Genomic DNA, 18258 nt, shown 5'->3' on the forward strand with positions numbered 1-18258 from the left:
CCGCGCATGGGCTTCGGCCCGCGCAGCTTTCTGGCGGTACACATGACGACGAAGAAATTCACGCTCAAATCGGTGTTTCTGACCGGCCTGCTGGTGCTGGTGCCTCTGGCTATCACACTGTGGGTGCTCGGTCTGATCATCGGCACGATGGACCAGACGCTGTTGCTGCTGCCTACCTCGTGGCAGCCGGAACGCGCGATCGGCTATCGCTTGCCGGGCCTCGGCGCGGTGCTCACGCTCGCATTCATCTTCGTCGTCGGGCTGTTGACGCAAAACTTCATTGGGCAGAAGCTCGTGAAGTGGTGGGAACTGCTGGTCGCGCACATTCCGGTGGTCGGCCCGCTCTACACCAGCGTCAAGCAGGTGTCCGACACGCTGCTGTCGAGCAGCGGCAATGCATTCCGCAAGGCGCTGCTGATCGAGTACCCGCGCCGCGGTTCCTATACGATTGCGTTTCTGACCGGCATCCCGGGCGGCGACGTGGCCAACCACCTGAAGGAAGATTACGTCAGCGTGTACGTGCCGACCACGCCGAACCCGACGTCCGGCTTCTTCCTGATGGTGCCGAAAAGCGAAGTGATCGAGCTCGACATGACCGTCGACGCTGCGCTCAAGTACATCGTCTCGATGGGCGTCGTGGCGCCGTCCGCGCCACCGCCGGCGCCGGTGCGCCGCACGGCCGTCGAGCCTCCGCTGTAATGCCGGCGCGCAACGCTTCATGCAGGATCGTCTGCGGCGCGCCGTTCAACCAATGCAAAACGAAAGACAAACATCATGTCGATGAGATCTGAATACTGCGGTCTGGTGACCGAAGAACTGCTGGGCCAATCCGTCTCGCTGTGCGGCTGGGTAAGCCGCCGCCGCGACCATGGCGGCGTCATCTTCATCGACCTGCGCGATCGCGAAGGGCTCGTTCAGGTCGTCTGCGATCCGGATCGCGCGGACATGTTCAAGATCGCCGAAGGCGTGCGCAACGAGTTCTGCGTGCAGGTCAAGGGCGTCGTGCGCGGTCGTCCGGAAGGCACGACCAACGCGTCGCTGAAGAGCGGCAAGATCGAAGTGCTGTGCCACGAGCTGATCGTGCTGAACGCGTCGGTCACGCCGCCGTTCCAGCTCGACGACGATAATCTGTCGGAAACCACGCGTCTCACGCATCGCGTGCTCGACCTGCGCCGTCCGCAGATGCAGCACAACCTGCGTCTGCGCTATCGCGTCGCGATCGAAGTGCGCAAGTACCTCGACGAGCAGGGCTTCATCGACATCGAAACGCCGATGCTGACGAAGAGCACGCCGGAAGGCGCGCGCGACTACCTCGTGCCGTCGCGTACGAACCCGGGCCAGTTCTTCGCACTGCCGCAGTCGCCGCAGCTGTTCAAACAGCTGCTGATGGTCGCGAACTTCGACCGTTACTACCAGATCACCAAGTGCTTCCGCGACGAAGACCTGCGCGCCGACCGTCAGCCGGAATTCACGCAGATCGACTGCGAAACCTCGTTCCTGTCGGAACAGGAAATCCGCGATCTGTTCGAGGCGATGATCCGTCACGTGTTCAAGACGACGATCGGCGTTGCGCTCGACGAGAAATTCCCGGTCATGGAATACGCGGAAGCGATGCGCCGCTTCGGTTCGGACAAGCCGGACCTGCGCGTGAAGCTCGAATTCACCGAGCTGACCGATGCGATGCGCGACGTCGACTTCAAGGTGTTCAGCACGCCGGCCAACACGAAGGACGGCCGCGTCGCGGCGCTGCGCGTGCCGAAGGGCGGCGAGCTGTCGCGTGGCGACATCGACAGCTACACGGAATTCGTGCGCATCTACGGCGCGAAGGGTCTCGCGTGGATCAAGGTCAACGAAGCGGCGAAGGGCCGTGACGGTCTGCAAAGCCCGATCGTCAAGAACCTGCACGATGAAGCGCTGAAGGCGATCATCGAGCGCACCGGCGCGCAAGACGGCGACATCATCTTCTTCGCGGCGGATCGCGCGAAGGTCGTCAACGACAGCCTCGGCGCCCTGCGCCTGAAGATCGGTCATTCGGAATTCGGCAAGGCCAACGGTCTCGTCGAGTCCGGCTGGAAGCCGCTGTGGGTGGTCGACTTCCCGATGTTCGAATACGACGAGGAAGACAACCGCTACGTCGCCGCGCATCACCCGTTCACGAGCCCGAAGGACGAGCACCTCGAGTACCTCGAAACGGACCCGGCGCGCTGCCTCGCGAAGGCCTACGACATGGTGCTGAACGGCTGGGAAATCGGCGGCGGCTCGGTGCGTATCTATCGTGAGGAAGTGCAGAGCAAGGTGTTCCGCGCGCTGAAGATCAACGCGGAAGAAGCGCAGGCCAAGTTCGGCTTCCTGCTCGACGCGCTGCAATACGGCGCGCCGCCGCACGGCGGTATCGCGTTCGGTCTGGACCGCATCGTCACGATGATGGCCGGCGCCGACTCGATCCGCGACGTGATCGCATTCCCGAAGACGCAACGCGCGCAGGATCTGCTCACGCAGGCGCCGAGCGAAGTCGACGAGCGTCAGCTGCGCGAGCTGCACATCCGTCTGCGTTCGCCGGAACCGAAGGCGTAAACCGTGGCCGCTTGGCGCGGCCGCAAAATAGCCACACGAGCTAAACGAAAAGGCGCTGAGGTGTACTTCACCTCAGCGCCTTTTTCATTTTTTGCGTTACAGTGAAGCCACCGCTTTCCCGACCCTTTCGACCGTCATCCGACATGTACCGCGCGTCGCGTCGCGCCCAGTTTTGAGCCATGCCGAAACCGCCGAAAATTCCGCAGTCCGTCCTCGTCATCATTCATACGCCCGCGCTCGACGTGTTGCTGCTCGAACGCGCCGACCATGCCGAGTTCTGGCAGTCGGTCACCGGTTCGAAAGACCGGCTCGACGAACCGCTCGCCGACACGGCGGTGCGTGAAGTCGCCGAGGAAACCGGCATCATGATCGGCGGCGCGCTGGTGCCGCGCAGCGCGTTGTTCGACTGGCAGTACTCGATCGACTACGAGATCTACCCGGAATATCGCTACCGCTACGAACCAGGCGTGCTCTATAACACCGAACACTGGTTCAGCTTGCAGGTGCCCGAGCGTATCGAGGTGTCGCTCGCGCCGCGCGAACACACCGCGTATATGTGGCTGCCGTATGAAGAGGCCGCATCGCGCTGCTTTTCGTCGTCGAATGCCGATGCGATCCTGCAGTTGCCGCGCCGCCTCGCCGCACGCCCGATCGACCCCCAATCCGGCCCGCTGGCCGGGGAGCGTGGCCAGTGAGCGCAGGCGGTTCGGGCCGTTTCGCGCGTCTGCGGCACACGTTGCTCGGCCGTCGTTACTGGCAGCGCTACCGCTTCACCAGCAACAACCAGGTCGAGCTTCTGCGCTCCGGTGACGACTTCTTCGACGCGCTGATCGAGCGCATCGACGCCGCCGAGCACAGCGTCGCGCTCGAAACCTACATCTTTTGCGACGACGAAGCCGGCCACGCGGTCAGCGAGGCGTTGCTGCGCGCGGCCGCGCGCGGCGTCAGGGTGCGCGTGATCACCGACGGCATCGGCACCGCGCGCCTGAAAATGTTCGATCAATGGCCGGCGGGCGGCATCGAGCATCGCATCTACAACCCGCATCTGTTCGGCCGCTTCGGCTTTTCGCGCACGCACCGCAAGCTCGCGGTGATCGACGATCGGATCGCGTATTGCGGCGGCATCAATATCGTCGACGATTACGAGAACAACGGCGAGAAGCTGCCGTACCGCCGCTGGGACTTCGCGGTCGAGCTGCGCGGGCCGGTGGTCGCCGACGTGCGCGACGCGATCGAGGTGCAGTGGCGGCGGATTCGCCTCGGCCATCGGCCGCTCGATTCGATCAGGCCAGACGTGTCGTCGCAGGACGCCAACTCGCTTGGCAGTCTGCGCCGGCGCCGGCGGCGCCGCAACGAGGAACTGTGGGCCGGCGGCGAGCCGTGCGTCGCGTTCGTCGCGCGCGATAACCTGATCAACCGCCGCGCGATCGAAAAGGCCTATCTGGCCGCGATCGGCCAGGCACGCCATGAAATTCTGCTGGCGAATCCGTACTTCATGCCGGGGCGCAAGCTGCGTCGCGCGCTGGTGTTCGCGGCGCGGCGCGGCGTGGTCGTGAAGCTGATCATCGGGCGCAAGGAATTCAAGGCGCTCGATTACGCGGTGCCGTTCCTGTACCACGCGCTGCTGCGCGCGGGCGTGCAGATCGCCGAATACGAGAAGACGCTGCTGCACGGCAAGGTCGCGGTGGTCGATTCGAACTGGGGCACAGTCGGTTCGTCGAATCTCGATGCGCTCAGCCTGATGCTCAATAACGAAGCGAACGTCGTGCTCGTGAACGATCCGTCGATCGCGAAACTTCGCGATGCGATTCTCGATGCATTCACGGACGCGCGCCGGATCGATGAAGCGCACTACGAATCGCGACCGGCGCGTGTGCGCGCGCTGAGCTGGATCGCGTACACGAGCTACCGCGTCGCGATGAAACTGCTGACGGTCGGCGGCTACGATTGACACCAATAAAACCACGCACGCACCCGTCGGCAACCATCGATTCAAGGCAAACGCCTCTAAAAATCTGATTGATCTGATGGTCGAAAGCCGCAAAATTAGAGGCCGGTTAGAAACCGGTTTCTAATAAAGTCCTTGTTTCGCGGACGGCAAGCACTCAATAATAGTACGGCCGTTCGATTTTCAATTCGGTCACATTGGAACGGTAGAACAGCTATGCGAAAAGGCGAACAAACCCGAGCCGCGATTCTCGACGCAGCACTCGATCTGGCAGGCCGAGACGGACTGGAAGGTCTGACGATTGGCCTGCTGGCCGAGCGCATGCAGATGAGCAAGAGCGGCGTGTTCGCGCATTTCGGGTCGCGCGAGGATCTGCAGGTCGAGGTCGTGCGCGAATATCACCGCCGTTTCGAAGACGAGGTGTTTTTCCCGAGTCTGCGCGAGCCGCGTGGTCTGCCGCGCTTGCGCGCGATGATTTCCCGCTGGTTCGAGAAGCGCATTCAGGAAGTCACGACCGGATGCATTTACATCAGCGGCGCCGTCGAATACGACGATCGCGCGGACAGCCAGGTGCGCGAGCAACTGGTGTCGAGCGTGACGACGTGGCGCGCGGCGCTCACGCGCGCGATTTCGCAAGCGATGGAAGAAGGGCATCTGCGTGCCGATACCGATCCGGAGCTGATGCTGTTCGAACTGTATAGCGTCACGCTCGGCCTGCATCATGACGCGCGCTTCCTGCATTTGCCGGATGCGGTGCGTCTCACGTGTGCCGCGCTCGAAAAACTGATTAATTCGTATCAGAGCGAAAGCCGTTAGCGGCGTCGCCGGAACTTACCGGAAACGCGCGGCGCACAAGGTCCGTACACGGACCCGGCCAACGGCCTGGCTTTTTGTCAATCTAGGGAGAGGAAGTCATGGGACAGTACGCCGCGCCGCTGCGCGACATGCAATTCGTGTTGCACGAACTGCTCAACGTCGAAGCCGAACTTCGGCACATGCCGAAGCACGCCGATCTCGACGCCGACACGATCAACGCGGTGCTCGAGGAAGCCGGCAAGTTCTGCTCCGAGGTGCTGTTCCCGCTCAACCACAGCGGCGATCAGGAAGGCTGCACGTATGCCGGCGACGGCGTCGTGACCACGCCAAAGGGCTTCAAGGAAGCCTATCAACAATACGTCGAAGCCGGCTGGCCGGCGCTTGGCTGCGACCCGGAATACGGCGGTCAGGGGCTGCCCGCGTTCGTCAACAACGCGCTCTATGAAATGCTGAACTCGGCGAATCAGGCGTGGACGATGTATCCGGGCCTGTCGCACGGCGCGTACGAATGCCTGCACGCGCATGGCACGCCGGAACTGCAGCAGCGCTATCTGCCGAAGCTCGTCGCGGGCGTCTGGACCGGCACGATGTGTCTGACCGAGCCGCATTGCGGCACCGACCTCGGCATTCTGCGCACCAAGGCCGAGCCGAACGGCGACGGCTCGTACTCGATCAGCGGCACCAAGATTTTCATCTCGAGCGGTGAACACGATCTGGCGGAGAACATCGTTCACCTCGTGCTCGCGCGTCTGCCGGATGCGCCGAAGGGCACCAAGGGCATTTCGCTGTTCATCGTGCCGAAGTTCGTGCCGAACGAAGCGGGCGAGCCCGGCGGGCGCAATGGCGTGAAGTGCGGCTCGATCGAGCACAAGATGGGCATTCACGGCAACGCGACCTGCGTGATCAATCTCGACAACGCGAAGGGCTGGATAGTCGGCGAGCCGAACAAAGGCCTGAATGCAATGTTCGTGATGATGAATGCCGCGCGTCTCGGCGTCGGCATGCAGAGCCTCGGCCTCACCGAAGTCGCCTATCAGAACTCGCTCACGTACGCGAAAGAGCGTCTGCAGATGCGTTCGCTGACGGGCCCGAAGGCACCGGAGAAGGCCGCCGATCCGATCATCGTGCATCCGGACGTGCGTCGCATGCTGCTCACGCAGAAGGCCTACGCCGAAGCCGGCCGCGCGTTCTCGTACTGGTCGGCGCTGCAGATCGACAAGGAGCTGTCGCACGCCGACGAAGCCGAGCGCAAGGAAGCCGCCGACCTCGTCGCGCTGCTCACGCCGATCCTGAAGGCGTTCCTGTCGGACAACGCGTTCGAAGGCACCAATCACGCGATGCAGATCTACGGCGGCCACGGCTTCATCGCCGAATGGGGCATGGAGCAGTACGTGCGCGACGCGCGCATCAACATGATCTACGAAGGTACCAACGGCATCCAGTCGCTCGATCTGCTCGGCCGCAAGGTGCTCGGCGACATGGGCGCGAAGCTGAAAAAGTTCGGCAAGCTCGTCGCCGAGTTCGTCGAAGCCGAAGGCATCAAGCCGGAAATGCAGGAGTTCGTGAACCCGCTCGCCGACATCGGCGAGAAGGTGCAGAAGCTGACGATGGAAATCGGCATGAAGGCGATGCAGAACCCGGACGAAGTCGGCGCCGCGGCGGTGCCGTATCTGCGCACGGTCGGCCACCTGGTGTTCTCGTACTTCTGGGCGCGCATGGCGCGTATCGCGCTGGACAAAGAGGCATCTGGCGATCCGTTCTACAAGGCGAAGCTCGCGACCGCGCGGTTCTACTTCGCGAAGCTGCTGCCCGAAACGGCAATGACGATCCGCCAGGCGCGGGCCGGTTCGAAGCCGATGATGGACGTCGAAGAAGCGTTGTTCTAACGCTCAAAGAGAGAGCGAGGCGCCGGCGCGCAGCGAACCCGCGCTGCCTCGCTCCAGACCACACACCTCGCGCGAAGCATGGCTGACGCTTCGCGCCACCGCACAACTCTCCGGAGAAACGACGTGAGCAATCTGATCATTCGCAAGGTAGCCGTACTCGGCGCCGGCGTGATGGGCGCGCAGATCGCCGCGCACCTGATCAACGCCAAGGTGCCCGTGCTGCTGTTCGATCTGCCCGCCAAGGAAGGCCCGAAAAACGGCATCGCGCTGAAGGCGATCGAGAATCTGAAGAAGCTGTCGCCGGCGCCATTCGGCGTGAAGGACGACGCGCAATACATCCAGCCCGCGAACTACGACGACGACATCGAAAAGCTCGCCGAGTGCGACGTCGTGATCGAAGCGATCGCCGAGCGCATGGACTGGAAGCACGACCTGTACAAGAAGGTCGCGCCGCACATCGGTCCGAACGCGATCTTCGCGACCAATACGTCGGGGCTGTCGATCACCGCGTTGTCCGAAGGTTTCTCGGACGAACTGAAGGCGCGCTTCTGCGGCGTGCACTTCTTCAATCCGCCGCGCTACATGCATCTGGTCGAACTGATCCCGACCGCGACGACGCGTCCGGAAATTCTCGATCAGCTCGAAACCTTCCTGACCAGCGTGGTCGGCAAAGGCGTCGTGCGCGCGAAGGACACGCCGAACTTCATCGCCAATCGCGTCGGCGTTTTCTCGATCCTCGCGGTTATCGCCGAAGCCGGGAAGTTCGGTCTGCGTTTCGACGAAGTGGATGACCTGACCGGCGCGCGCCTCGGCCGCGCGAAGTCGGCGACGTTCCGCACCGCCGACGTGGTCGGTCTCGACACGATGGCGCACGTCATCAAGACGATGCAGGACACGCTGCCGGACGATCCCTTCTTGCCGGTCTACGAAACGCCTGCCGTGCTCGCTGAACTGGTGAAGAAAGGCGCGCTCGGCCAGAAGAGCGGCGCCGGCTTCTACCGCAAGGAAGGCAAGGCGATCAAGGTGCTCGATCCGAAGACCGGCAACTACGTCGACGGCGGCGGCAAGGCGGACGAAATCGTCGGCCGCATCCTGAAGCGTCCGGCTGCCGAGCGCCTCAAGCTGTTGCGCGAAACGCAGCATCCGCAGGCGCAGTTCCTGTGGTCGATCTTCCGCGACGTCTATCACTACATCGCCGTGCATCTGAAGTCGATCGCCGACAATGCGCGCGACGTCGACCTCGCGATCCGCTGGGGCTTCGGCTGGAACGAAGGTCCGTTCGAAGGCTGGCAGACGGCCGGCTGGAAGCAGGTCGCCCAGTGGGTGCAGGAAGACATCGCGGCAGGCAAGGCGCTCGCCAACGTGCCGCTGCCTTCGTGGGTGCTCGAAGGCGCGGTCGCCGACAAGGGCGGCGTGCACACAGCTGAAGGTTCGTGGTCGCCGGCCACGCAGACCTTCGTGCCGCGCTCGTCGCTCGACGTGTACAAGAAGCAGGTGTTCCGTGCGCCGCTCGTCGGCGAAACCGGCGCCGATCCGAAGACCTTCGGCAAGACGCTGTTCGAGACCGATGCGGTGCGCGCATGGGTCGACGATCGCGCGGGCGAGGACGACGTGCTGATCGTGTCGTTCAAGAGCAAGATGAACACGATCGGACCGGCGGTGATCGAAGGTCTGACGCGGGCGATCGAACTGGCCGAGAAGGACTACAAGGGCCTCGTCGTGTGGCAGCCCACGTCGCTGAAGCTCGGCACGCCGGGCGGTCCGTTCTCGGCGGGCGCGAACCTCGAGGAAGCGATGCCCGCGTTCATGATGGGCGGCGCGAAGGGCATCGAGCCGTTCGTGAAGAGTTTCCAGCAGGGCATGCTGCGCGTGAAGTACGCGAACGTGCCGGTGGTTGCGGCGATCTCGGGTATCGCGCTCGGCGGCGGCTGCGAGCTCGCGCTGCACAGCGCGAAGCGCGTCGCGCACATCGAGAGCTATCTGGGTCTCGTCGAAGTCGGCGTGGGTCTGGTGCCGGCGGGCGGCGGCCTGAAGGAAGCGGCACTGCGCGCGGCGGAAGCGGCAAGCCAGGTTGGCGCGACCAACGATCTGCTGAAGTTCCTGCAGAAGTCGTTCGAGAACGCGGCAATGGCGAAGGTGTCGTCCTCCGCGCTCGATGCTCGCGCGATGGGCTATCTGAAGCCGTCCGACACGATCGTCTTCAACGTGTTCGAACTGCTCGACGTCGCGAAGAAGGAAGCGCGCGCGCTTGCCGCTGCGGGCTATCGTGCGCCGCTGCGCGCGACGCAGGTGCCGGTCGCGGGCCGCTCGGCGATCTCGACGATCAAGGCGTCGCTCGTCAACATGCGTGACGGCCGCTTCATCAGCGATCACGACTTCCTGATCGCGAGCCGCATCGCGGAAGCGGTGTGCGGCGGCGACGTCGAAGCGGGCAGCCTCGTCGACGAAGAATGGCTGCTGCAACTCGAGCGTCGTGCGTTCGTCGAGCTGCTCGGCACGCAGAAGACGCAGGAACGGATCATGGGCATGCTGCAGACCGGCAAGCCGGTGCGCAACTAAGCGGCGACTTGCGCCGACAGAGGAACTCGAAATGGCAAAGCAATTGCAAGACGCATATATCGTCGCCGCGAGCCGCACGCCGATCGGCAAGGCGCCGCGCGGCATGTTCAGGAACACGCGCCCGGATGAACTGCTGGTTCACGCGATCAAGTCGGCCGTCGCTCAGGTGCCCGGACTCGACACCGGCGTGATCGAAGACGCGATCGTCGGCTGCGCGATTCCGGAAGCGGAGCAGGGCCTGAACGTCGCGCGGATCGGCGCGCTGCTCGCCGGTCTGCCGAACACGGTCGGCGGCGTCACGGTGAACCGCTTCTGCGCGTCGGGTCTGACCGCGCTCGCGATGGCCGCGGACCGCATCCGCGTCGGCGAAGCGGACGCGATGATCGCGGGCGGCTGCGAATCGATGAGCATGGTGCCGATGATGGGCAACAAGCCGTCGCTGTCGCCGCATATCTTCGATCGCAACGAAGACGTCGGCATCGCATACGGCATGGGCCTGACCGCGGAGAAAGTCGCCGAGCGCTGGAAGATCAGCCGCGAAGCGCAGGACGCGTTCTCGGTCGAATCACACCGCCGCGCGATCGAGGCGCAACGGTCCGGCGAATTCAACGACGAAATCGCCGCGTACACGATCACCGACCGCGTGCCCGATCTCGCGACCGGCGAGATCAGCGTGAAAACGCGCGAGGTGAAGCTCGACGAAGGTCCGCGCGCGGACACGTCGATGGAAGGCCTGGCGAAGCTGCGCGCGGTGTTCGCGAACAAGGGCTCGGTCACGGCCGGCAACAGCTCGCAGACGTCGGACGGCGCGGGTGCGCTGATCGTCGTGTCGGAAAAGATCCTCAAGCAGTTCAACCTGACGCCGCTCGCGCGCTTCGTCAGCTTCGCGGTGCGCGGCGTGCCGCCGGAAATCATGGGCATCGGCCCGAAGGAAGCGATTCCGGCCGCGCTGAAGGCCGCCGGCCTGAAGCAGGACGACCTCGACTGGATCGAGCTTAATGAGGCGTTTGCCGCGCAGTCGCTCGCGGTGATTCAGGACCTCGGCCTCGATGCGTCGAAGATCAACCCGCTCGGCGGCGCGATCGCACTGGGCCATCCGCTCGGCGCGACGGGCGCGATTCGTGCGGCGACCGTGGTGCACGGCCTGCGCCGCCGCAACTACAAGTACGGCATGGTGACGATGTGCGTCGGTACCGGCATGGGCGCGGCGGGCATCATCGAGCGTCTGTGAGCCGCTGATCGAACGGGGGATCCTTCGGTGATCCACTAAGGACCGCGCAACGGTTCGCAGGCCGCCCGGCTTGCGAACCGTTTTTACATTCAGCAGGAGCACAAGGAGATGAGCGGGATGACGACGGATATTCTGGTCGAGCGCGCCGATGCGGTGCTGACCATCAGCTTCAACCGGCCCGGCAGGAAAAACGCGATCACGGCCGCGATGTATCAGACGATGGCCGACACGCTCGTAGAAGCGCAGGGCGACACGTCGGTGCGCGCGATCCTGATTCGCGGCAGCGCGGGCATTTTCAGCGCCGGCAATGATCTCGAAGACTTCATGAAGACGCCGCAGGTCAGCGGCAACCCGCCGGTGATCCAGTTCCTGCGCGCGATCAGCGCGGCGGAGAAGCCGCTCGTGGCGGCGGTCGCGGGGCCGGCGGTTGGCGTCGGCACGACGCTGCTGCTGCATTGCGATCTGGTCTACGCGGCCGACACCGCGAGCTTTTCGCTACCGTTCACGCAGCTCGGGCTGTGCCCGGAGGCGGCGTCGAGCCTGCTGCTGCAACGCGTAGCCGGCTATCAGGCGGCGGCGGAAAAACTGCTGCTCGGCGAGGCGTTCGACGCGGCGGAAGCGCTCCGCATGGGCTTGGTGAATCGCGTGCTGCCGGCGGGCGAAGTCGATGCGTTCGCGGCGTCGCAGGCTGCGAAGCTGGCAGCGCTGCCGGCGTCGTCATTGCGCGCGACGAAGAGCCTGATGAAACGCGCGAGCCAACAGGAAGTGCAGACGCAGATGAGCGAGGAATTCGTGCACTTCGGCAAGATGCTGCTCGCGCCCGAGGCGCGCGAGGCTTTCAAGGCGTTCTTCGAAAAGCGCAAGCCGGATTTCCGGCAGTTCGACTGAGGGACGTACGGTGCAGCCCTGCTTCGTGGCGGGTTAGCCGCGAGTCGCCGCTGCGCCGCTTCAATCGCTCAAACCCGCGGCTGCCACGTGTCGTAATCGACGTAGCTGCCTTCGCGGCAGAAGCTCACGAGCCGCACACCCGCCTCGCGCGCAATCGCAATCGCGAGCGACGACGGCGCCGAGATCGTCGCGACCATCGGCACGTCGACGCGCGCGGCCTTGCGCACCAGTTCGTAGCTCGCGCGGCTCGACAAAAACACGAAACCGTCGCGCGTATCGGCGCGCTCGAGCACGAGCTGGCCGATCAGCTTGTCGAGCGCGTTGTGGCGGCCGACGTCCTCGAACGCATAGCGGATCGCGCCTTGCGCATCACACCACGCGGCCGCGTGCAGGCCGCCCGTCAAACGCGTGAGCGCCTGGTGCTCGGGCAGCGCGCGCGCGGCGCGCGCGATCGCATCGGCCGCGAGCCGTTGCAGAAAACCGGTGTCCGCTACACGCTGCGGTTTCAGATCGAGCAGATCGATGCTTTCGATGCCGCACACGCCGCAGCCGGTGCGCCCGGCGAGCGCGCGGCGCTTTTCCTTCAAACCGGCGAACGCCTGTTGCACGACCTGCAACCGCACCTCGGCATGCGGCAGTTCGCCATGCCCGTGCAGTTCGACCTCGATGTCCTGAATATCGCTGCCGCGCTCGACGATCCCCTCGGAAATCGCGAAGCCGACCGCGAACGCTTCGAGATCGCGCGGCGTGCACATCATCACCGCGTGCGAGATGCCGTTGAACACCAGCGCGACCGGCCACTCCTGGCCGACGTGATCGGTGGCGGTTTCGATCGCCGTGCCCCGATGGCGGCGCACCTCGAGTTGCACCGCGCCGGGTTGTTCGTCGCTGTCGAGGTCGTGGGGCTGCCCGTTTGCCGCCTCGGTTGCGCGTCCGTTTTCCTGTCCGTTCAAGCTGCTTCACTCCTGTAGCATGCCGTGCATTCAAATGCCCGCCCGGCTCGCCGTATGCTTCACGGCCGCCGCCGCGCGGGCCGCCGTCGCGCGAATAAGGTTCTAAAATACCTCAAGCGACGCCCGCATGCTGTCCGCCACCGACAAGGAGCACTGACATGGGACTCAACGAAGCACCGCTTCTGTTCGACTTCGAAGTCGCGTCTTCGGAGAATTTCACTTATATCCCGATGTCGGTGCGCTTCAATCTCGACCGTTTCGGGCTGCGCATCACGCTCGCGCAGTGGCAGCAACTGCCGCTCGAAGACCGCAAGCTGCTCGCGCGTTTCCCGGTCGAAGAGGACACGCAGATCGAACCGAACTTCGATCACGCGCTGTTCGAGATGCTGCGCACGCACGCGAACATCGAACCGGAGTGGTTCACGCCGGAGGAGTCGCCGGCCTGGCGGCAAACCGACAGTGTGCCCGACGGCGTCGCGCATCAGGCGGGGCTGGCGGGGCTCGCCGCGCCGAGCGTCGCGCGCTGGGCGGAGCTCGATCCATTCAAGCGCTACGTGCTCGCGAAGCTGTCGCGCAAGCCCGAGGCGAACCACGATTTCGTCCCGGCGATGAAGGAGTTTGGAGCGGCCGGCTAGGTGCGGCCGGCTAGGCGCGGCCGGCCAGGAGCGGGCCGCTCCGCAACCTCCCCCCAATCCTCAGATTTTTTTCACGCCGACCCTCAACCTGCTTCCGATCGCTGCCGATATCCAAAGGTTGGCGCGTAAAAGATTTGCATCGATGCGGCCCGACGCACCGGTAGCGAGCGCGCTCTCCCGCCCTCGGAACGATTGACGTTCGGAACCCATGAATCCTTTTTTGTCGAAGCGACTGCTGATCAATATTGCGGTCGTGGTCGTCGCGGTCGGTGCAAACGCGTTCGTCGCGTACACGCAGATTCGCGGGCAGCGAGACGCCGATGCGCGCCTCGCGCGCTCGACCAGCGTGCGCCAGAACCTCGATGCGTATCACGCCGCGCTCGGTAAAGCGCTCGCCGCGGTGCACCGCCTGAAGGAATCGGGCGATCCGGTCCCGCCGGACGCGGCCGCTTCGATGACGAGCACACTCGCGAGCCGCGAGGATGCATTGCGCGACGAGCTCGCGACCGAGCCGCCCATGTCGGCGGCGCTCGCCAGCCTGAGCGCGGCGCGGCACGCGCTGCAGCACGATCTAGATGAGACGCTGCGCAACCACGCGAGCGACTTACCCGGCGCGGCCAGCGTGACGTCGGGCGCCGCATCGACCGAAGCACCGATCTCGGCCTCCCCCGACGCATCCGTCGACTCCGCGCCGTCCAACCCGCAGCTTGCCCCCTCGCTAGAGCGTGTCGAAGCCGCGCTCGCCACGTTGCGCAGCGAGGAAAACCGCTCGTTGCAAGCCGCGCTCGCGGCATCGGCGAGCGACAGCCAGCGCGCGATGTTCGTACTGCTCGTGACGATGCTCTCCGGCAGCGTGCTGCTGATGCTTACGTTCGGCGTGCGCGAGAACAGCGCGCGTGAAAAGCTGCGCAGCGCCCGCGCGCTGGCGCGCAACGACGAGCGTTTTCGCAGCCTGTTCGACGATCACCGGGTGCCGATGTACATCTTCGATCGCGATACGCTGCGCTTTCTCGCCGTCAACACTGCCGCGATCGAGCAATACGGCTACACGGAAAGCGAGTTTCTGCGCATGACGATCCGCGCGATTCACCCGAATTCCGAAGTTGCGCGCCTCGAGAGGCATCTGGCGCGCAGCGCGGATTTGCGCCAGAGCCACACGATGGCAGGCATCTGGCGGCATCGGCGCAAGGACGGTTCGATCGTCAGCGTCAACATGTCGTATCACGCGCTCAGCTTCATGAGCCGCGACGCGTCGTTCGTGCTGGCGGACGACGTGACCGATCAGATCAACGCCGAAGCCGAAGCGCTGCGCTCGAATCAGATGCTCGAAGCGGTGATCGACAACATTCCGCAGCGGATCTTCTGGAAGGATCTGAACTCGCGCTATCTGGGCTGCAACATGGCGTTCGCGCGCGACGCGGGGCTCGCGTATCCCGAGCAGGTGATCGGCAAGAGCGACACCGATTTGCCGTGGCGCGCGTTCGCCGACCTGCTGAACGAGCACGATCGAGAAGTCGCCAGCACCGGGGTGCCGAAGATGAACTTCGAGGTCGACTTCGTGATCGACGGCGTGCATCGCACGAGGGTCACGAGCAAGCTGCCGTTCACCGACGGCGACGGCCAGGTGATCGGCGTGCTCGGCTCGTACACCGACATCACCGAGCAAAAGCGCGCCGATCTCGCGCTGCGTCTGCAAAGCCGTGCGCTCGACGCGAGTGTCAACGCGATCCTGATTACCGCGCCGTCACCGTCGGGCAATCTGATCGAATACGTGAATCCGGCGTTCATGCGCATCACCGGCTACGATCTCGATGAGGTGATCGGTCACGACTGCCGCGTGCTGCAGCGCGACGACCGTGATCAGGAAGGCGTCGCGTTGATCCGCGAGGCGCTCGCGGCGAATCGCGAGGTCAGCGCGGTGGTGCGCAACTATCGCAAGGACGGCGCGCTGTTCTGGAATCAGCTGTTCATCGCGCCTGTGCCGAACGCGGAAGGCGTGATCACCCATCATATCGGCGTGATCAACGACGTCACCGAGCTGATCCGCTATCAGGAACAACTCGAATACCAGGCCAACTACGACGGCCTCACGCGGCTGCCGAACCGCAACCTGCTGCGCGACCGGCTCGAACATGCGCTCGTCGTCGCGCAGCGGCATCACACGGGCGTGGCAGTCGTGTTCCTCGATCTCGACGGCTTCAAGAACGTCAACGACAGCCTCGGTCATAGCGTCGGCGACCGGCTGCTCGGCGTGGTCGCCGAGCGGCTCGCGCGCTGCTCGCGCACCAGCGACACGGTCGCGCGCCATGGCGGCGACGAGTTCGTGATCGTGATGACCGACACCGTCGACGAGCAATCGCTGATCACGTGGATGGAGCGCGTGCGCGCCTCGATCGCCGAGCCCGTGTGGCTCGACGGCACGGAGCTGTACGTCGGCTGCAGCATGGGTGCGAGCCTGTTCCCGCAAGACGGCGAGGACGCCGAAACGCTGATGAAGAAGGCCGACGTCGCGATGTACCGCGCGAAGGACATGGGCCGCAACACGTTCCAGTTCTACCAGCCGGAGATGAACGCGAGCGCGGGCGCGCGCCTGAATCTCGAACGGCGCCTGCGCCGCGCGCTGCGCGACAACGAGTTCCTGCTGCACTATCAGCCGCAGGTCGATATCGTCAGCGGCCAGATCGTCGGCATCGAGGCGCTGGTGCGCTGGCGCGATCCGGAGGCCGGGCTCGTGCCGCCGTCGTCGTTCATTCCGCTCGCCGAGGAAAGCGGGCTGATCGGGCCGCTGTCGGAGTGGGTGCTGCGCGAGGCATGTCGGCAGAACAAGGCGTGGCAGGATCAGGGCTTGCCGCCCGCGCGCGTGTCGGTGAATCTGTCGGCGCGGGTATTCCAGCAGCGCGACATCGCGAAGCTCGTGATGCAGGTGCTCGCCGAGACCGGGCTCGAACCGAAGTATCTCGAACTCGAGCTGACCGAGAGCACGATCATGCGCAACGCGGAAGAAGCGGTGTTGATGCTCAACGAGCTGCACGCGCTCGGCATCGGTCTCGCGATAGACGACTTCGGCACCGGCTATTCGAGCCTCAGCTATCTGAAACGTTTCCCGGTGGACCGCCTCAAGATCGACCGCTCGTTCGTATCGGATATCGGCGTGTCGGGCGACGACGAGACGATCACGTCGGCGATCATCGCGCTCGCGCATTCGCTGAAGCTGCAGGTGATCGCCGAGGGCGTCGAAACGTCCGCGCAACTCAACTTCCTGAAAGAACGCGCGTGCGACGAGATGCAGGGCTTCTATTTCGCGAAGCCGCTATCGACCGAGGGGATTTCCGAGCTGCTGCATGGCGGGTTGGTGCCAGAGCTGGAGCCGGCGTGAAGGGAGCGTGACCCGCGGCGCCCAGGGTCGCCGCGGGTCGCCGCGGGCCGTGTCAAACGCCGGTCACTCCGCTGGCGTGTCCTTGAATACCGGCAGGCTTTCCGCGAACGCGGAAAATTTCTCGAGCCGCGGATGATCGGCCTTGCTGACCGCCTCCGGCAGCAGCATGTGCGTGAACTGCCATGCGACGGCGACGGCCACGTCCGCCGCGCTGAACTGCTGCTGCGTGTCGGGCAGCGGCCCTTCGCCCAACTCGCGTTCGAGTTCGGCATAGGCGGCGAGCAGTTGCGCTCTTACGCGCTCCACCCACGGTTCATGCTGCTTCTCCTGCGGCCGCAGATTGCGCTCGTAGACGATCTGCACGCTCTTTTCGCACGCGGCGAGCGCGAGACCCGTCAGACGCGCGGCGCGCAACGCCGCGTCGGCTTGAGTCGGGAACAGCGGAGTGGGACCGGCGAGCGTCGCCAGATACTGGAGGATCACCGTCGAATCCATCACGACCGCGCCGTTGTCGGCGACGAGCGTCGGCGCTTTGACGACCGGGTTGATCTTTGCGAACTGGTCGTAGGTGCGGAATACCGAAATCGACTCGTGTTCGAAGTCGAGCGCGAGCAGCTTCATGCAGATGGCGACGCGCCGCACGTACGGCGAGTCGAGCATTCCGATCAGTTTCATCACGTATCCATTAGAAGAGCGACTATGGGGCGCCCGGGCCTCGTGCGCTGATCGGCTGCAACGGCTAGCGGGTGGCGCGGCGCGTGACGCGGGGAACCGCTAGCTTAAGCATCCTTGCTGGCTCAGTCCAGCACGGGCAGTGCGCGCGGACGGCGGTCGCTATCGGTGGCGACGTAGGTGAGGATCGCTTCCGTGACCTTGACGACTTCCTGCGACAGGCTCATCCGCTGCGCGTAGACCTCGACCGACACCGTCACCGACGTATTGCCGGTCTTCACGATATCCGCGTAAAAGCTCAGCAGGTCGCCGACGAACACTGGCTGCTTGAACAGGAACGAATTGACCGCGATCGTCGCGACTCGTCCATTCGCGCGACGGCTTGCCGGAATCGAGCCGGCGATGTCGACCTGCGCCATGATCCAGCCGCCGAACACGTCGCCGTGAATGTTCGCGTCCGACGGCTGCGGCATCACGCGCAGCGCGCAAGGCTTGGAAGGAAGTTGAAGAAGATCGGTCATCGGGACATCCTTGGGAAACGTGTTCGAGTGTATTGACGCGCACGGACGCAACGGCTGGGCCAGCCCGACCATAGGCTGCGGAAAGCGCCGCCAGCTGGCTTCTGCGACAATACGGGGGATCACGAATTGTACGGGAAAGCGCCCAGCCAGGCGCGCGAGCCGCGCCGCTGCGAACTCCGGCAGTTCCACACTCTCTCCA

14 protein-coding genes are annotated in these 18258 nt (G+C 64.5%); 11 read left to right on the top strand and 3 right to left on the bottom strand.

Translation table 11 applies throughout. From position 1 onward, the window contains the following. Positions 1-42 precede the first annotated feature (42 nt). The 9 genes from AB3X89_RS18015 (at position 43) to AB3X89_RS18055 (ending at position 11902) form a co-directional block, all read left to right on the top strand. Positions 43-699: a DUF502 domain-containing protein gene (locus AB3X89_RS18015; protein WP_368584481.1), complete on the top strand. Its 657-nt coding sequence runs from the start codon at positions 43-45 to the stop codon at positions 697-699. A gap of 75 nt (positions 700-774) precedes the next feature. Then, on the top strand, positions 775-2574 hold the full coding sequence (aspS, locus tag AB3X89_RS18020) for an aspartate--tRNA ligase (protein ID WP_176109570.1): 1800 nt from the start codon (positions 775-777) through the stop codon (positions 2572-2574). A gap of 179 nt (positions 2575-2753) precedes the next feature. Beyond that, complete coding sequence (gene nudB / locus AB3X89_RS18025) at positions 2754-3269, top strand: dihydroneopterin triphosphate diphosphatase (protein WP_368584482.1); 516 nt, start codon at positions 2754-2756, stop codon at positions 3267-3269. 29 nt (positions 3270-3298) lie between these two features. After that, positions 3299-4525 carry a cardiolipin synthase ClsB gene (gene clsB, locus AB3X89_RS18030; protein ID WP_368584515.1) on the top strand — a complete coding sequence of 409 codons (1227 nt, stop codon included), beginning with the start codon at positions 3299-3301 and terminating at the stop codon, positions 4523-4525. Positions 4526-4738: 213 nt separating this feature from the next. Then, complete coding sequence (locus tag AB3X89_RS18035; RefSeq protein WP_368584483.1) at positions 4739-5338, top strand: TetR/AcrR family transcriptional regulator; 600 nt, start codon at positions 4739-4741, stop codon at positions 5336-5338. Positions 5339-5436: 98 nt separating this feature from the next. Next, entirely contained in the window at positions 5437-7224 is a 1788-nt protein-coding gene (locus AB3X89_RS18040; protein WP_368584484.1) for an acyl-CoA dehydrogenase C-terminal domain-containing protein, read from the top strand. 123 nt (positions 7225-7347) lie between these two features. Beyond that, positions 7348-9783 (top strand): 3-hydroxyacyl-CoA dehydrogenase/enoyl-CoA hydratase family protein, encoded by a 2436-nt coding sequence (locus tag AB3X89_RS18045; protein WP_368584485.1) that lies wholly within the window; start codon positions 7348-7350, stop codon positions 9781-9783. A gap of 31 nt (positions 9784-9814) precedes the next feature. Then, positions 9815-11014 (top strand): acetyl-CoA C-acyltransferase, encoded by a 1200-nt coding sequence (locus AB3X89_RS18050; RefSeq protein ID WP_368584486.1) that lies wholly within the window; start codon positions 9815-9817, stop codon positions 11012-11014. A gap of 117 nt (positions 11015-11131) precedes the next feature. Next, positions 11132-11902 (top strand): enoyl-CoA hydratase, encoded by a 771-nt coding sequence (locus AB3X89_RS18055; RefSeq protein WP_368584487.1) that lies wholly within the window; start codon positions 11132-11134, stop codon positions 11900-11902. Positions 11903-11970: 68 nt separating this feature from the next. Here the strand turns inward: AB3X89_RS18055 and fdhD are convergent, their stop codons facing one another. Next, positions 11971-12855, bottom strand: coding sequence for a formate dehydrogenase accessory sulfurtransferase FdhD (gene fdhD, locus AB3X89_RS18060; RefSeq protein WP_368584488.1), 885 nt, complete (start codon positions 12853-12855; stop codon positions 11971-11973). A gap of 158 nt (positions 12856-13013) precedes the next feature. On the opposite strand from fdhD, the gene AB3X89_RS18065 reads away from it, so the two are divergent. Together AB3X89_RS18065 and AB3X89_RS18070 are read left to right on the top strand one after the other, a co-directional pair. Then, on the top strand, positions 13014-13490 hold the full coding sequence (locus AB3X89_RS18065) for a nitrate reductase associated protein (protein WP_013088389.1): 477 nt from the start codon (positions 13014-13016) through the stop codon (positions 13488-13490). Positions 13491-13698: 208 nt separating this feature from the next. Further along, the gene (locus tag AB3X89_RS18070; RefSeq protein WP_368584489.1) at positions 13699-16866 is read left to right on the top strand and encodes an EAL domain-containing protein; all 3168 of its coding nucleotides are present in this window, start codon (positions 13699-13701) and stop codon (positions 16864-16866) included. A gap of 63 nt (positions 16867-16929) precedes the next feature. Here AB3X89_RS18070 and AB3X89_RS18075 read toward each other — a convergent pair whose 3' ends face one another. Then, positions 16930-17541: a glutathione S-transferase family protein gene (locus AB3X89_RS18075; RefSeq protein WP_368584490.1), complete on the bottom strand. Its 612-nt coding sequence runs from the start codon at positions 17539-17541 to the stop codon at positions 16930-16932. Positions 17542-17663: 122 nt separating this feature from the next. Continuing rightward, positions 17664-18059: an acyl-CoA thioesterase gene (locus AB3X89_RS18080; RefSeq protein ID WP_013088392.1), complete on the bottom strand. Its 396-nt coding sequence runs from the start codon at positions 18057-18059 to the stop codon at positions 17664-17666. Positions 18060-18258: the final 199 nt, after the last annotated feature.

The organism is Paraburkholderia sp. BR14320 (genome assembly GCF_040948665.1).
GTDB lineage: Bacteria > Pseudomonadota > Gammaproteobacteria > Burkholderiales > Burkholderiaceae > Paraburkholderia > Paraburkholderia youngii.

Excerpts from the sequence above, each read along its gene's own strand:
- AB3X89_RS18015 (WP_368584481.1), top strand. The coding sequence starts at position 43 with ATGACGACGAAGAAATTCACGCTCAAATCGGTGTTTCTGACCGGCCTG.
- aspS (WP_176109570.1), top strand. The coding sequence starts at position 775 with ATGTCGATGAGATCTGAATACTGCGGTCTGGTGACCGAAGAACTGCTG.
- nudB (WP_368584482.1), top strand. The coding sequence starts at position 2,754 with ATGCCGAAACCGCCGAAAATTCCGCAGTCCGTCCTCGTCATCATTCAT.
- AB3X89_RS18035 (WP_368584483.1), top strand. The coding sequence starts at position 4,739 with ATGCGAAAAGGCGAACAAACCCGAGCCGCGATTCTCGACGCAGCACTC.
- AB3X89_RS18040 (WP_368584484.1), top strand. The coding sequence starts at position 5,437 with ATGGGACAGTACGCCGCGCCGCTGCGCGACATGCAATTCGTGTTGCAC.
- AB3X89_RS18050 (WP_368584486.1), top strand. The coding sequence starts at position 9,815 with ATGGCAAAGCAATTGCAAGACGCATATATCGTCGCCGCGAGCCGCACG.
- AB3X89_RS18055 (WP_368584487.1), top strand. The coding sequence starts at position 11,132 with ATGACGACGGATATTCTGGTCGAGCGCGCCGATGCGGTGCTGACCATC.
- AB3X89_RS18065 (WP_013088389.1), top strand. The coding sequence starts at position 13,014 with ATGGGACTCAACGAAGCACCGCTTCTGTTCGACTTCGAAGTCGCGTCT.
- AB3X89_RS18070 (WP_368584489.1), top strand. The coding sequence starts at position 13,699 with ATGAATCCTTTTTTGTCGAAGCGACTGCTGATCAATATTGCGGTCGTG.
- AB3X89_RS18075 (WP_368584490.1), bottom strand. The coding sequence starts at position 17,541 with ATGAAACTGATCGGAATGCTCGACTCGCCGTACGTGCGGCGCGTCGCC.
- AB3X89_RS18080 (WP_013088392.1), bottom strand. The coding sequence starts at position 18,059 with ATGACCGATCTTCTTCAACTTCCTTCCAAGCCTTGCGCGCTGCGCGTG.